The organism is Leuconostoc sp. UCMA20149, assembly GCF_030400235.1.
GTDB classification, from domain to species: Bacteria; Bacillota; Bacilli; order Lactobacillales; family Lactobacillaceae; genus Leuconostoc; species Leuconostoc pseudomesenteroides.
On sequence record NZ_VJYC01000003.1, the window covers coordinates 107,162 to 121,891 of the forward strand.

Here is a 14,730-nt window from a genome sequence, read left to right on the forward strand (position 1 = left end):
TGGAAAGAGTAGGATAAGTGCGCAAAAATCGACAATAAGTCGTTATTTTTGCGATGCTTACGAAACCAATTCTGTGAAAAATCAGAGGAGGTTTTTTTATGCATGCAATCACATTAAATAAAGTCAATTACAGTATTGACGGACGCGACATTTTAACACAAGTTACTCAGCAAATAAAAATTGGTGAGCGTATTGGCATTATTGGCGCTAACGGTGTTGGCAAAACAACCTTGGCGCACTTGATGATTGGTGATTTATCAGCTGACAGTGGTGAGATTTTTATCAATGGTCGTTTCATTTATGTGCCACAATTGGTCGTCGACGATAGTAATCGGAGTGGTGGTGAAAAAATGATGCAACGTATCAATGAGTCACTAAACAATCAACCAGATATTTTGGTGTTAGACGAACCAACAGCTAATTTAGATATGACACATCAAAATTGGTTAATCAAACGGCTGTCACATTTTTATGGCACATTGATTGTGATTTCTCATGACAGCTATTTTCTTAATCACACAGTCCAAAAAATATGGGCAATACATGAACAACACGTCACGGTTTATAATGGTAATTATCAGGATTATTTAGCGAAAACTAATCTTGCTAACGAAACTCAGAATCATCTGTATCACGACGCAGTCAACAAGAAAAAGCAACTACAACGAGCGATGGACAAAGTTAGAACACGGGAAAAACAAGTGACAAAACGTCCCAAAAATATTAGTCCATCTGATGCGCGTTTGATCAGTGGAAAAGGTAACGCATTAAAAACCCAAAAAAAGCTTGGTCAAAATGCCAAAACGATGGCTCGTCGCTTTTCAGAACTAGAAAAGATTGATAAACCGCATGTCACAAAGCCTTTGAAACTTCAAACGGTTGCAGGTCAAAACTATAAAACACGGACTATTTTAAAAATAACTGGGGAAACAGTTAAAGCAGGCAATCGGGCACTGTTACAAGACGTGAATTTTAATTTGGAAACAGGGGAGCGATTGGCTATTTTAGGTGATAATGGCAGTGGTAAAACCACCATGATTAAGCAAATTATCCAAAAGTATAATCAGCCAGTTGGTTATTTTACACAAAACTTGTCTGCTTTGAATGAACAAAAGACAGTCCTAGAAAACGTATTATTGAAATCTTCTCAACTGCCACAATTGGCCAGAGATTTTCTTGGTGCGTTTGGCATTAAAAGAGATATGGCTCTTCAAAAAGTTAATTCACTAAGTGGCGGTGAAAAAGTTAAAGTGTTACTGCTACAAGTTTTATTTACCGATACGCAGTTACTTATTTTAGATGAACCCACTAATTTTTTAGATTTACTTGCATTAGATGCGCTGACAAATTTTTTAACGCATTATAATGGTGCCGTTCTAATAGTGTCTCATTATAAGGACTTTATTGACGCGGTCGCTACGAAAAAAATGAGGATTCAATCACAACATTTAATGACTATTTGAAATTCTTGCAACTGCGCCGTGACGGTGTTAAACTGGAATATATTAAAATAAATTGTTGATATAGTGTCGGATATTGGCCGACAGTTTCTACCCAACACCAACATGTTGGACTATCATAAATTGCGTGGTGTTGATCCATTCATCGTTTGTGATGGGTGGATTTTTCTATGTCAAAGGGAGATAGACACACATGCAAAAGTTTTTTCATCTTAAGGAAAATGGGACCAGTGTACGACGGGAGATTGTCGCAGGTATCACGACCTTTGTTTCCATGGCTTACATCTTTTTCTTGAATCCACAGATTCTTGGGCAAGCAGGTATTCCACAACAAGCTGTTTTCTTGGCTGCTATTTTAGTAGCCGTATTTGGCACCCTGTTTATGGGATTATTTGCTAACGTACCCTTTGCTTTAGCGCCAGGAATTGGCATGCAAGCGTACTTTACCTATACGATTGTGTTTGGCTTTGGCTTTAATTGGCAGCAAGCCTTAGCAATTGTGTTCTTGGTCGGTGTGGTTGATATCATCATTACTTTAACACATGGTCGACGCGCTATTGTGAAAGGTATTCCTAGTGAATTGAAAGCTGCCATAGGTGGTGGTATTGGTATGTTTGTCACTTATATTGGATTAAAAAACGCTGGTTTTATCAACTTTATCGTTGATCCAGGCAATATTTTGACGCTAAATGACAAACCATTTACTGGCAAGGCCACAGGTACGATTAATTCTATTTTAGCGAGTGGTGGCGTGACACCTGAACTGTCAAAATTTAATTCTGCATCTGTGCTATTGGCACTAATTGGTTTTATTCTATTAGTAATATTGGTAATGCGTAAAGTACCTGGTGCGTTTTTGATCACGTTAATTGCGACAACAGTCATTGGTATTCCAATGGGTGTTACCAATACGCACATTTCAGCTGGGACTTCGATTGGATCAGCCTTTGGATCCTTGGGACATGTTTTTGGACAAGCATTAGGCGCGAATGGTTGGGGATCATTGTTCACTGATTGGCATCATGCCTCATTGGCAATTATTACCATTTTTGCAATGGGACTTACCGGTCTGTTTGATGCGATTGGCACTTTGATTGGTATTGGTGATCAAACTGGTATTTTCTCAAAAGCAGATACGAAAGCGTTTGAAGAAGATAAAGGGTTTAATTCTAAAATGGATCGCGCGTTGGTTGTCGACACATTTACAACGGCCTTTGCTGGTATCGCAGGTACTAGTAACACGACAACGTTTATTGAATCAGCGGCTGGTGTTGCTGCTGGTGCCCGTACTGGTTTGGCAAATATTGTTACGGCAGTTGGCTTTGCTTTGATGATTATTTTTGCACCGTTTGTTGGTGTTATACCAACTGCGGCAACATCACCATTATTGATTCTGGTAGGTATCATGATGATGGGAGAATTTACTAAAATCTCTTGGGAAAACCTAGAAGTAGCATTACCAGCTTTCTTCACGTCAGTGTTTATGGCATTTTCTTATTCTATTTCGTACGGTATTGCCGCTGGTTTCTTATTTTTCATTATAGTGAAATTAACATTAGGTAAATTCAAAGAAATTTCCCCAGTATTAATTATCGTATCGCTCTTTTTCTTGATAAATTTTGTTGTCCTAGCATTTATTTAAAAATTAATTGAAAACCATGAAAGTTGTCCCTGTGGGCAACTTTTTTGATACAATAAAGATATGAAAACAGGAACAGTAAAAATTTGGCAAAAAGAACGTGGCTATGGCTATATCACACCTGATGATGGTGGTGATGATATTTTCGTCCATTTTAATGGCATTGAAATGGACGGCTTTAAGTCGTTAATTCAAGGCGAAAAGGTTGAGTATGTTTTGGTACAAGGTCACCAAAAATATCAAGCTGCCCGCGTGCAACCCATTAGGGCAAAAGCTGGAGAAGTTTAATGGCTGAAAAAGAGATCGTGACTGACACTAAAATTGTCTATGAAGGACCTATTTTTAGTGTTGAGACACAAAGTGTACAGCTCTACAACAATCAAACATCACAGCGTGATATTGTGAGACACGTGCCAGCCATTTCAGTTTTAGCGATGGTGGATGATGACCATATTATTTTGGAAAAGCAATGGCGTGCCACAATTGGTGATTTTATTCTTGAAATTCCGGCAGGCAAGTTGGATGAAAGAGATTTCGATGCCCCACATCATGCGGTCGTTCGCGAATTAAACGAAGAATTACGAATGACCGCTGGAACGATTGAAAGGGCAATCGGGTTTGTGGAAACAGTCGGTTTTTCTGATGCCTATATGCATCTTTATGTTGCAAAAAGCCTACAGCCAATAGCAAAATCAGATCAATTACCTCGTGATTTAGGGGAGACAATGGATCTGATAACAATTTCGTTTGATGACTTAAAAGAGATGTTTGAGGCTGGCAAATTAAACGATCAAAAAACAGTAACGGCGTTTTTGTATTGGGCCTATCTTAGAGGTTAATGAATGGATAACGAAACAAGAAAAGCTGCGAAAAAAGCCCAAAAGCAACGTGATAAACAACGGGTGAAAGCAGAAAAAGAATATGCTAAAGCACACCCCATAAAGATAGAAGTTGTCACACCAGAAACACGTCAAGAGATGCGATTAACTCGCAAAGGTCGCTATGAGTTGGGATCAGATGGTAAACTGACACCAATCGGCAAATCTAAGCGATTAACGCATCGCTATAATTTAGCCATTATTTTTTTGGCTTTATTAATTATTGCGACCTATGCGTATTTCTTTTTGGTAAATTAGACTTGGAGCGTAAATTATTATGAAAATCGGTATTATCACACCAATGGCAGAAGAAAAGTTGTCATTGATTGCTGCATTAGATAACACAACGACAAAGCAGCATGGTGGTGCCTCAATTACTACAGGTACTTATAAAGGGCATGAAGTAATTTTAACAGAATCTGGTATTGGAAAAGTTGCAGCAGCATCAGCAGCAACAGTTATGATTGACAATTTTGAACCGGATTTAATTGTAAACACTGGTTCGGCTGGCGCCCTTGATCCTGACTTGAAAATTGGTGATGAGGTTGTCGGTACGCGAGTTGCCCATTCTGACGTCGACGTGACTGTATTTGGTTATGCGTTTGGGCAGGTACCTAACAAACCTTTGTATTATTTGGCCGATCCTGAAGTTGTCGCTGATTTTGAAAAATTAGCAGCCGTTAAAGAGGGACTTATTGTTTCCGGCGATCAATTTGTACAAGATGATGCCAAAAAACGTATTTTAGCTCATTTTCCAGACGCTTTGGTTGCTGAGATGGAGGCTGCAGCGGTAGCGCAAGTTGCCACCCAATTTGGGACGCCGTTTATTGTATTACGTGGTGTTTCCGATTTAGCCAATGGTGACTCAGGCGTTGTGTTTGATGACTATGTGGTTGAAGCTGGAAAAGCTTCAGCTAAGCTATTGTTACGATATTTGGATCAAAAAAAATAAGCCGTTAGGCTTTTTTTTGTGTTTCGGTTTCTTGTTGATAGGGCACGGTGTCAGCTTTACTACTATAACGATTGCCGATAAACATGATGGTTGAACCTATCACGATAATGACAACGCCGATTATTGTATTAAGTTTGATGCTTTCATGGAGAATAATCAGTGCCAAGATTGGTGCAAGGGCTGGTTTAATAAAAAAGACAAGCGAGGCAGTTGAGACATCTGAAGCCTCCATTGCTAGTGAATAAAGTACATAACCGGCTGCTGTGACACCCAAGAATATGTATGCCAACAAAATGATATTGTGGATAGTAATGCCTTGAAAGAAAGGAATGTTTGAAAAATCATGCATGACAGGATTTTTTATAAACAAATTAGCTACACCTTGAATATGAGATAAAATCATAATCACCATCAGCTCCAAGGCCCCAGCAATAAACGAAAATGTGTTCATTGTTAAACCATCATAGCCACGCTTCATACCTACTTGACGTTGCATAATTGCGAATAAGCCAAAAGTTAGTGCCGCGATCAGTGCAAGTGAAATGCCAAGTGGATTCGTTAAGTGAGCTGGATTGACAATAACGAGTAGTCCAATAACTGATACAACAACAGCAATCAAGTTAGAACGTGTTAGCGTTTCATGAAGAATGATATAGCCAAAAATGAGGGCAAATATTGGGTTTGAGCTAAACAGGACCGCTACCGTAGAGGCAGCATCGACTTCAACTGCAATTTGGAAGAATGTCATACTGACAACAACACCCACAAATCCAGTTAAGAGAAAAGTACCGATGTCTTGCTTTTGAAAGGTGACGTGACGCTGCTTCATGTTATGGACAGCGAGTGGCACTAGAGCTAAACCACCAATTAAAAAACGTAGAAAATTTAATTGGACGCCATTGAATTGACTGCCGGCTAACTTTAATGAAATTTCCATCGAACTGAAGAGAAATGTTGAAATGAGAACATAGATATAAGCTTTTTTCACGATGATTACTCCATTGTTTTTTCAGTGTACTACTCTGTTTTACTCTTTTCACTAGCGTTCGTCAAATATTGACTTTATTGGTATTAAAAAGTAATGTAAAATAGATAACGTACTGATAAAACAAAGGAATTTAACCATGATAACAACATATAACCCAGAACATCTCGGAGATGTTCTAATGATTATTTTGGCACCAAATGCCAACCAGCAAATTGTGACCACCAATAAAAATGTTACCCGAGTGAGTGATTTATCTTCGGATAAAACAACAGGCTATAACATCTTTGGCATTGGCGAAAAATTACAGATTAGGCACAAATCAGGTCAGCTAACATTGACACAAGAACAAATTGATATCGTTAATCAAGAATTAAAGCAAGCTGGATTTTCTGATGAATTGACGGTCGAACCAACGAAATTAGTTATTGGCTATGTCGAAACGGTTACAACACATCCAGATTCTGATCACCTTCATGTCACCGAAACACGCGTGGCTAATGATAAAACCTTACAAATTGTTTCGGGATCGCCCAATATTAGAGAAAATATCAAAGTGGCAGTTGCGCAGCCAGGCACAATGATGCCAAGTGGCGCTTTGATTTGGGATGGTGAATTGCGCGGTGTGCCTTCAGCTGGAATGATTGTGTCTGGCAGAGAGTTGCGTTTGCCAGGGGCCCCTGATAAGCCAGGTGCACTGATTTTACCAGATGATTTTGGTAATGTTGGCGACAGCTTTAATTTTGAGAAGGCCGCTAATTTGTATCGCGATAATCTCGTGGATTTGAATTACTGATGGCCGATAATTTGAAGAATGCACCACGAGTATATCGCACGTTAAATGATGAAACGGCACAGTATCGTCGCTTAATTTTTGAACTGCGAAAAGGTGAGTTACAATATTTTACATTTGTAACAGAAGGTGAAAATAATGAGTAAACAATATTATTTTATTGGTATTAAAGGCACAGGAATGGGACCCTTGGCGCAAATTTTGCATGATCAAGGCAATGAAGTTTTGGGATCTGATATTGATACTTATACGTATACACAAGCACCTTTAGAAGCAGCGGGTATCAAAATTTTGCCCTTTGAAGCTAAAAATGTTGACGAATACCAGTCAGCTGTTTTTGTTCGGGGAAATGCTTTTGAAGATACGCATGTCGAGGTAGCACGCGCACTTGAACTAGGTGTTAAGATGATTTCGTATCCTGAAGCAGTTCAAGAGCAAATTGCTCAAACGACCTCAATTGCTGTCGCTGGTGCGCACGGTAAAACATCAACGACTGGATTACTAGCCCATGTGCTCAAAAACATTGCGCCAACCTCCTATTTGATTGGGGATGGAACCGGACGTGGGGTACCAAACTCGCAATTCTTTGTTGTGGAAGCCGATGAATATCGTCGCCATTTTAAGGACTATCGTCCAGATTACGCAATCTTGACTAATATTGATTTTGATCACCCCGATTATTACACAGGGATTGAGGATGTCACCAGTGCATTTGCTGACTTTGCCAACAATGTCAAAAAAGGCATTTTTGCATGGGGTGATGATGAACACCTACGGTCATTGGAACCAAATGCCGATGTTTATTACTATGGTGTCAACCCTGATAAAGATGACTTCGTTGCTACTAATATTCGTAAGTCAACTTTAGGCTCTCATTTTGAAGTGGTATTTCGTGGTAAAAGCCTTGGTGATTTTGCCGTTCCCTTGTTCGGGCAACATGGCATTTTAAATGCTTTGGCTGTCATTGGTGTGAGTTACATGGAACAAGTTGATCTCGATTTGATACGTCAGTATTTACTCACATATCAAGGTGTTAAACGACGCTTCAGTGAAAAACAAATCGGTGATATTACGGTGATTGATGATTATGCACATCATCCAACAGAAATTACCGCGACTTTAGATGCTGCCCGTCAGAAATATCCTAATAAGCCAATTATTGCAATTTTTCAGCCACATACATTTTCCCGTGTTATTGCTTACAAGGACGAATTTGCGGAAAGTTTAGAAGCAGCTGATAAAGTTTATTTAGCCAATATTTTTGGTTCAGCTCGAGAACAATCAGGTACGATTTCTTCAGAGGACTTAGGTGCAGAAATTTCAAAGTTTGGTGGCATTGTTCAAGAAGATAATATGCGCCTGCTGATGCCTTATGATAATGCAGTTATGGTATTCATGGGGGCTGGTGATATCGAAAAATATGAATTTGCATACGAAAAACTACTCGGTCAACTTCATACTGATTTGACTTAATGTCTATTTAATCCTCTTTCTGATATAATAGACGTAACTGAAATACAACAGCGTTGTATTTGTTAATTGGAGGAGGTAAGCATTAATGGATAATTTTAATATGAATGCACGTCGCGATGTGACGGGTGTTGATGATGGGTTAAGATCATTTTTTAAACAAACATATAGTTTTATGGGTATCGCTATTGTTGTGACTGCAATCACGGGATTTATTGTTCAGAATTTTTTCTTGGCTCAAGTTTATAGCCTTATTGCTGGGAACATCATTGGTACATTAGCACTGTTTGGGGTACAAATTTTAATCATGACGATGATTGGACGAGCAACGTTCAAAAATCCAGCTAAAGCTTTTGGATTACTCATGGCTTTTGCCGTGATTGAAGGCTTAACGCTTGGTTTGCTGTTAGCAGTTTATACTGGCGCATCAGTACTCATGGCATTTGTATCAGCTGCTGGTGTTTTTGGCGGTATGGCTGTGTATGGTATGGTGACAAAGCGTGATTTGACTGGTTTAGGATCAATTTTGTTTGGTTTGTTGATTGGTTTGGTCATTGCTTCCGTTGTTAACATGTTCTTTTACAGCGGTATGGTATCGTTGTTAATTTCATGGGTCAGTGTCTTTGTCTTCTCATTGTACACAGCCTATGATAATCAAAATCTTAAGGTGATGTACGCTCAATATGCTGGACAAGCTGATACAACGGGCTTGGCAGTTAATGGCGCGCTACGTCTCTACTTAGACTTTGTGAACTTGTTCTTTGCCTTATTGCGGATCTTTGGTGTTGCAGCCGGTGGATCTCGCGACTAATTTATTTAGAATAAAATTCAGCCCGCTAGGGCTTTTTTATTTGGAAAATTATTACATGGTATAATAAATAGGATAAGTATTATTTCAATACGCTTTTTTTTAACGATATGATCACAACGAGAAATAGAATGGATAGCAAATGACCAATAAAAAACTCTTATTAATTGATGGTAATTCACTGGCTTTTAGAGCCTTTTATGCGATGTATAATCAACTAGACCGTATGATTTCGCATGAAGGGTTACATACTAATGCATTAGTTGCGTTTAATAATTTCTTGGACCAAATAGTTGACCCCATGCAACCTGATTTGGCAGTGATGGCTTGGGATGCTGGTTCTGGTAAAACGACGTTTCGTGGTGAACTATTATCAAGTTATAAAGATGGTCGTTCTAAAACACCATCTGAATTTTTAGAACAGTTTCCTTATCTACGTGAAATGGTTGCGCTCCACGGACTGCGCAATTATCAACAAGATGGACTAGAAGCAGATGATATTATCGGGACATATTCACGTTTGGGTGAGGCAGCTGGATATTCAGTTACAATTGTGACAGGTGATCAGGATTTAATACAACTGGCTACCGATAATGTTACTGTAAATGTGACGAAAAAAGGGGTCACTGAAATTGAACGTTATACACCGGATTACATTTTTAAAAAGTTCAACTTGACGCCTGCTCAAATTATTGAAAAAAAGGCCTTGACTGGCGATACGTCTGATAATTATCCTGGTGTAACTAAGGTGGGTGAAAAAACGGCACTTAAGCTCTTGGCAGAGTATCATGATTTGGATAATTTATACAACAATGTTGACGGCATGAAACCATCAAAGATGAAAGAAAATTTGATGAATGACCGTGATCAAGCGTTCCGAGCACGTCAATTAGCCACTATTTTAACGGCGGCTGATCTCGAATTACCATTGGAAGAAATTGAATATCGCGGTGTTGATTATGATGCCCTCATTCCTTTTTATGAAAAATTAGATTTTAAGCAACAGTTAGCTAAGATTAAGGCGCTGAAGCGCTCAGGCCAAATTGCTGGAGACGATACGGTTGATGAGAAGAATGTACAAGTTGTTGAATTAAAAGATAGTAATTTACGTGCTCTGAGTATGTTAGGAGACAAATTTGCGCTCCATATTGAATATGTTGGCGAAGATTACCATGCTGGCGAAATGATTGGCTTTGTGATTGGAAATGCTGCTGTCGGGTATTATGGTAGCCGAGATGTATCATTATTACAGCAGCCTGAACTTAAAGCGTTGATTGAAAACGATAAAATTCAAAAAAATGTTTTCAATGTCAAGGCGCAATTAGTCTTGTTTAAGCGTTTAGGCTTGAAATTAACTGGTGTTAATTTTGACTTTTTGCTTGCGGCTTATTTGCTGGATACTGTTGATAATGACAATGTGTTTGCGACATTAGCGCAACGATTTGATATTTATCTCACTCCTGATGAAGAAGTCTATGGCAAGGGCGCTAAATTTCAGATACCTTCAGATAGTGGTCGCGTTTTGATGCATATTGCTCACAAAGTAAATGCGTTGATGGCATTAGAAGAGCCAACTTTTTCAGCATTAAATGAACATCAGCAGACTCACTTATATACTGACATTGAGTTGCCATTAGCACATGTATTAGCTAATATGGAGTTTCAAGGGATTAAAGTTAACCCAGAATATTTACAGGAAAGAGGACGTGATTTAGCGCAACGAATTGAAGATATTCAGTCAGCTATCTACATTGAGGCAGGAGAAAAAATCAATTTAAACTCACCTAAACAGCTCGGTGTGCTATTATTTGAAAAAATGGGATTACCGGTTATCAAAAAAACGAAAACTGGTTATTCTACAGCAATTGATGTCCTTGAAAAGTTGGCACCACAAGCACCGATTGTGGATCACATCTTGCAGTACCGCCAGTTGGCTAAACTTAAATCTACTTATATTGATGGTTTGTTGTCAGTCATTTATCCAGAAGATAGTAAAATCCACACCCGTTTCTTGCAAACGCTCACTCAAACAGGAAGATTATCGTCTGTGGACCCCAATCTGCAAAATATTCCTATGCGTTCAGAAGAAGGACGTTTAATACGTACAGCGTTTGTTCCAAGTGAACCAAATTGGCAAATATTTGGTGCTGATTATTCCCAAATTGAGCTTCGTGTGTTGGCACATGTGACAGGGGATGCCAATATGCAAAAAGCATTTTTGAATGGTGAAGATATTCATGCGGAAACGGCACGAGCTGTATTTGGTTTGCCAAATGATGCCGTCGTTGATCCACTTATGAGACGAACTGCCAAAGCAGTTAATTTTGGAATCGTTTATGGTATATCTGACTTCGGTCTGGCTAATAATTTGGGTATTTCTAGAGCTGAAGCCAAGCGATTTATTGATACTTATTTTCAAGAGTTTCCTCAAATTCATGATTGGATGAATCAAATCAAACAATTTGCGCACGATCATGGCTATGTCGAAACAATTGCTCATCGTCGACGTTACTTGCCAGATATCAATGCGAAGAACTTTAATTTGCGTTCTTTTGCTGAACGGACTGCCATGAATTCACCAATTCAAGGATCAGCTGCTGATATCATCAAAATTGCTATGATTAAAGTTAATGATGCGTTAAAAGCGCATCACTTCCAAGCACGCATGCTATTACAGGTACACGATGAATTAATTTTTGAAGCACCATCAAGTGAAATTGATGAATTATCAGAAATTATTACAAGCGTGATGGACTCAGCTGTGTCGTTAGATGTGCCTTTAAAAGTGGAAAGTCATTCTGGCGCCACATGGTATGATGCTAAGTAACAGAAAAGTATAGGATTATCATGATAATATTACCAAATAATTTAGCAGCTACGCTAAATGACAGTCAAGTGCCTCATCAGTTAGCACATCAAATTGCGACTTATGTTGCCGTTTTTGTGGTTGCTTTCTTGCTGGTTGCTATTTGTCGCATACTGATAACACGTTTGCGACATCATAAGTTCAAACCACGTCAACTTATCTATGATGGTTTAATAGGTGCCTGCATTATTTTACTGGCATACCTCGGTGGCTCTTATGTTTATCAACAAAATATGCTAGGAGTTAAAACAGCTATATTGAAGCCTGTTCAGCAACATGAAAGACAGGTGGCTGCTAAAAAAGCATCGTCGTCTACTATTTCTCGCGCCACAATTAGAAAAATGGTGATGCGAAATGCGGCTAAGGGATTTGAAAAGCAAGGCTTTGTGTCAATTCCAAGTCGTAATATTTTGTTGCCAATTTATAATGATGCTTATAGTAATGCTGGATTGAATTTGGGGGCTGATTACGCCAACCGCTCTAGTCAAGATCCAGATGGCACTAAAATACCAGTGATGGGGCAGGGAAATTATGGGTTGGCAGCGCATAATTTTAACGATGGTGTAACTGGATTTAGTGGGTTACAGCAAGTGATTAATCAAAACGCGCCATATATCAGTAATGGTCAATTAAAGGGATCATCATGGTTGAATGGCACATCAGTTCTATTAGCAAATAATAAAGGTCTGTACCAATATGAGATTACTGGACAAGATACTGTTAAGAACACAGATGTCTCAGTGTTGGATCCAACAAAAAATGCGCAATTAACAATCATTAGCTGCCTGTTCCCGTCGACTCAGTATCGTATTATTACTCACGCGGATTTGAAGCACACTTATACTTGGAAAAATGCGCCACAAAGTGTAGTTTCAAGATTCAACTTACAAGTTTATAATACTAATGCTCGTGTCAGTTGGTGGAACCCAGGTGTTGAAGAGGGTGCTAATGGTGATCAGGGTGGTACAAAATAATTTTTAAGGTAAGGCTGTATTTAGCCTTATCTTTTTTTCATAATGTGAATAAATTGGTATAACGCAAAATATCATGTTAGGTTTCCTGACACATATTTGCAAACGATGAAAATTTCGTATAAAATAAAAGTATCTTAAGCGAAGGGGTATTGTGATGAGCGAACGTGAGTTAAGACGCAATTTATCAATTTTAACAATTGGTACAGTTCGTGAATTGACGTTACTGACTGACCGTCAGATACGGTATTACGAGCAGCAAAACTTAATCACACCAGGACGTGGCAAAGGTGGTCAGCGTCGATTTTCATTAAATGATGTTGATCAATTATTAGCCATTCGTGATTTTTTGGATTCGGGCGATTCAATCAAAGATATTCAAGAAATATTCGCCAAACAACACCGCAAAGCACAAGAAAAACAAGATTCAGAATCAGCATTACGTCGTTCATTACAAAAAGAATTCGCCCAAATCGGGCGATTTGGGGCTCGTTAAGGAAGGAAAATCATGGCTCGTAAAACATTTACCAAAGAAGAAATTAAACAAATTGTTGTTGATGAAAATGTAGAATTCATTCGTGTAACATTCACTGATGTCTTAGGTGCGATTAAAAACGTTGAAGTACCAACTTCTCAATTAGATAAGGTGCTTGACAACAATTTAATGTTTGACGGTTCATCAATCGAGGGATTTGTTCGTATCAATGAATCAGATATGTATCTTTACCCCGATTTATCAACATTTATGATTTTCCCATGGGCAACGGATGGTCATGGTGGTAAAGTGGCCCGCTTGATTGCCGACATTTATACTGCTGATCGTGAGCCATTTGCTGGAGACCCCCGTCATGCGTTACGTTCGGTACTCGCTGATGCGCGTGAAGCTGGATTTACGGCGTTTAATGTCGGGACAGAACCTGAATTTTTCTTGTTTAAACTTGATGAAAAAGGCAACCCAACCACAGAATTAAACGACAAAGGTGGTTATTTTGACTTAGCACCATTGGATATGGGTGAAAATGTTCGTCGTGAAATTGTTTTGACTTTGGAAAAAATGGGCTTTGAAATTGAAGCTGCTCACCACGAAGTTGCCGAAGGACAGCATGAAGTAGACTTTAAATACGCCTCAGCTCTTGAAGCCGCTGACAACATTCAGACGTTTAAGTTGGTTGTTAAAACCATCGCACGCAAGAATGGTTACTATGCTACCTTTATGCCAAAGCCTGTTGCAGGTATTAACGGATCCGGTATGCACACAAACATGTCATTATTTACAAAAGATGGTAACGCATTTGTTGATACATCGGATGAAATGGGCTTGTCAAAAACAGCATATAACTTCTTGGGTGGTATTTTGGAACATGCGACTGCGTTCACAGCGCTTGCAAACCCGACAGTTAACTCATACAAGCGCTTAACACCTGGATTCGAAGCACCTGTTTATGTTGCATGGTCAGCATCAAATCGTTCACCAATGGTTCGAGTTCCGGCCTCACGTGGTAATTCAACACGTTTGGAACTACGTTCAGTTGACCCAACAGCTAATCCTTATACTGCATTGGCAGCCATTTTGGCTTCAGGACTGGATGGGATCAAGCGTGAATTAGAGCCTTTGGCCTCAGTTGATAAAAATATTTATTTGATGGATGAGGTCGAACGGGAAAAGGCAGGCATTACAGACTTACCAGATACTCTGTTGGCTGCAGTTCGTGAGTTGGCGGCTGATGATGTTGTTCGTTCAGCTATTGGAGAACATATTGCTGATAAGTTTATTGAAGCAAAGAAGATTGAATACACATCATATCGTCAGTTTGTTTCTGAATGGGAAACAGATTCTTATCTTGAAAATTACTAATAGTTACATTAAAAAAGCGCTCAGCGCTTTTTTTTGTGATCAAAATTCTTGTT

Annotated in this window: 15 protein-coding genes and 1 riboswitch; of the genes, 14 read left to right on the forward strand and 1 reads right to left on the reverse strand. The window is 39.0% G+C overall.

Annotated elements, in window-relative coordinates:
- Positions 1-98 precede the first annotated feature (98 nt).
- The 6 genes from FF105_RS03725 to FF105_RS03750 all read left to right on the forward strand — a co-directional run bounded on the left by FF105_RS03725 (position 99) and on the right by FF105_RS03750 (position 4,929).
- Positions 99-1,463: an ATP-binding cassette domain-containing protein gene (locus FF105_RS03725; RefSeq protein ID WP_168441467.1), complete on the forward strand. Its 1,365-nt coding sequence runs from the start codon at positions 99-101 to the stop codon at positions 1,461-1,463.
- A gap of 36 nt (positions 1,464-1,499) precedes the next feature.
- Positions 1,500-1,596, forward strand: a riboswitch (purine riboswitch).
- A 57-nt stretch (positions 1,597-1,653) separates the two neighbouring features.
- Complete coding sequence (locus tag FF105_RS03730; RefSeq protein ID WP_290046351.1) at positions 1,654-3,102, forward strand: NCS2 family permease; 1,449 nt, start codon at positions 1,654-1,656, stop codon at positions 3,100-3,102.
- A gap of 60 nt (positions 3,103-3,162) precedes the next feature.
- Positions 3,163-3,387 carry a cold-shock protein gene (locus tag FF105_RS03735; protein ID WP_010277663.1) on the forward strand — a complete coding sequence of 75 codons (225 nt, stop codon included), beginning with the start codon at positions 3,163-3,165 and terminating at the stop codon, positions 3,385-3,387.
- Entirely contained in the window at positions 3,387-3,938 is a 552-nt protein-coding gene (locus FF105_RS03740; protein WP_010277659.1) for an NUDIX hydrolase, read from the forward strand. Before FF105_RS03735 ends, FF105_RS03740 begins: the two co-directional genes overlap by 1 nt.
- Before the next feature lie 3 nt (positions 3,939-3,941).
- Entirely contained in the window at positions 3,942-4,235 is a 294-nt protein-coding gene (locus tag FF105_RS03745; RefSeq protein WP_010277655.1) for a membrane protein, read from the forward strand.
- 19 nt (positions 4,236-4,254) lie between these two features.
- On the forward strand, positions 4,255-4,929 hold the full coding sequence (locus FF105_RS03750) for a 5'-methylthioadenosine/adenosylhomocysteine nucleosidase (RefSeq protein WP_010277652.1): 675 nt from the start codon (positions 4,255-4,257) through the stop codon (positions 4,927-4,929).
- A gap of 4 nt (positions 4,930-4,933) precedes the next feature.
- Here the strand turns inward: FF105_RS03750 and FF105_RS03755 are convergent, their stop codons facing one another.
- Positions 4,934-5,917 (reverse strand): DMT family transporter, encoded by a 984-nt coding sequence (locus tag FF105_RS03755; protein WP_010277649.1) that lies wholly within the window; start codon positions 5,915-5,917, stop codon positions 4,934-4,936.
- Between the two features lie 136 nt (positions 5,918-6,053).
- Here FF105_RS03755 and ytpR point away from each other — a divergent pair, with 136 nt between their 5' ends.
- From ytpR to glnA, 8 genes are all read left to right on the forward strand, one after another.
- Positions 6,054-6,710, forward strand: coding sequence for a YtpR family tRNA-binding protein (ytpR, locus tag FF105_RS03760; protein ID WP_031940980.1), 657 nt, complete (start codon positions 6,054-6,056; stop codon positions 6,708-6,710).
- Positions 6,710-6,853, forward strand: a complete 144-nt coding sequence (locus FF105_RS03765) for a hypothetical protein (RefSeq protein WP_010277643.1) — start codon at positions 6,710-6,712, stop codon at positions 6,851-6,853. The genes ytpR and FF105_RS03765 overlap by 1 nt, the downstream gene beginning before the upstream one ends.
- On the forward strand, positions 6,846-8,180 hold the full coding sequence (gene murC, locus FF105_RS03770) for a UDP-N-acetylmuramate--L-alanine ligase (protein ID WP_010277639.1): 1,335 nt from the start codon (positions 6,846-6,848) through the stop codon (positions 8,178-8,180). The genes FF105_RS03765 and murC overlap by 8 nt, the downstream gene beginning before the upstream one ends.
- An 85-nt stretch (positions 8,181-8,265) precedes the next feature.
- A complete protein-coding gene (locus tag FF105_RS03775; protein ID WP_010277636.1) occupies positions 8,266-8,988 on the forward strand; it encodes a Bax inhibitor-1/YccA family protein in 723 nt (240 codons plus the stop codon).
- A gap of 139 nt (positions 8,989-9,127) precedes the next feature.
- On the forward strand, positions 9,128-11,812 hold the full coding sequence (gene polA, locus FF105_RS03780) for a DNA polymerase I (RefSeq protein ID WP_168441468.1): 2,685 nt from the start codon (positions 9,128-9,130) through the stop codon (positions 11,810-11,812).
- Between the two features lie 20 nt (positions 11,813-11,832).
- On the forward strand, positions 11,833-12,825 hold the full coding sequence (locus FF105_RS03785; protein WP_010277630.1) for a class A sortase: 993 nt from the start codon (positions 11,833-11,835) through the stop codon (positions 12,823-12,825).
- A gap of 154 nt (positions 12,826-12,979) precedes the next feature.
- On the forward strand, positions 12,980-13,318 hold the full coding sequence (locus FF105_RS03790) for a MerR family transcriptional regulator (RefSeq protein ID WP_010277626.1): 339 nt from the start codon (positions 12,980-12,982) through the stop codon (positions 13,316-13,318).
- A 12-nt stretch (positions 13,319-13,330) separates the two neighbouring features.
- Complete coding sequence (gene glnA, locus FF105_RS03795) at positions 13,331-14,677, forward strand: type I glutamate--ammonia ligase (RefSeq protein WP_010277622.1); 1,347 nt, start codon at positions 13,331-13,333, stop codon at positions 14,675-14,677.
- Positions 14,678-14,730: the final 53 nt, after the last annotated feature.

Excerpts from the sequence above, each read along its gene's own strand:
- FF105_RS03725 (WP_168441467.1), top strand. The coding sequence starts at position 99 with ATGCATGCAATCACATTAAATAAAGTCAATTACAGTATTGACGGACGC.
- FF105_RS03730 (WP_290046351.1), top strand. The coding sequence starts at position 1,654 with ATGCAAAAGTTTTTTCATCTTAAGGAAAATGGGACCAGTGTACGACGG.
- FF105_RS03735 (WP_010277663.1), top strand. The coding sequence starts at position 3,163 with ATGAAAACAGGAACAGTAAAAATTTGGCAAAAAGAACGTGGCTATGGC.
- FF105_RS03740 (WP_010277659.1), top strand. The coding sequence starts at position 3,387 with ATGGCTGAAAAAGAGATCGTGACTGACACTAAAATTGTCTATGAAGGA.
- FF105_RS03745 (WP_010277655.1), top strand. The coding sequence starts at position 3,942 with ATGGATAACGAAACAAGAAAAGCTGCGAAAAAAGCCCAAAAGCAACGT.
- FF105_RS03750 (WP_010277652.1), top strand. The coding sequence starts at position 4,255 with ATGAAAATCGGTATTATCACACCAATGGCAGAAGAAAAGTTGTCATTG.
- ytpR (WP_031940980.1), top strand. The coding sequence starts at position 6,054 with ATGATAACAACATATAACCCAGAACATCTCGGAGATGTTCTAATGATT.
- FF105_RS03765 (WP_010277643.1), top strand. The coding sequence starts at position 6,710 with ATGGCCGATAATTTGAAGAATGCACCACGAGTATATCGCACGTTAAAT.
- murC (WP_010277639.1), top strand. The coding sequence starts at position 6,846 with ATGAGTAAACAATATTATTTTATTGGTATTAAAGGCACAGGAATGGGA.
- FF105_RS03775 (WP_010277636.1), top strand. The coding sequence starts at position 8,266 with ATGGATAATTTTAATATGAATGCACGTCGCGATGTGACGGGTGTTGAT.
- polA (WP_168441468.1), top strand. The coding sequence starts at position 9,128 with ATGACCAATAAAAAACTCTTATTAATTGATGGTAATTCACTGGCTTTT.
- FF105_RS03785 (WP_010277630.1), top strand. The coding sequence starts at position 11,833 with ATGATAATATTACCAAATAATTTAGCAGCTACGCTAAATGACAGTCAA.
- FF105_RS03790 (WP_010277626.1), top strand. The coding sequence starts at position 12,980 with ATGAGCGAACGTGAGTTAAGACGCAATTTATCAATTTTAACAATTGGT.
- glnA (WP_010277622.1), top strand. The coding sequence starts at position 13,331 with ATGGCTCGTAAAACATTTACCAAAGAAGAAATTAAACAAATTGTTGTT.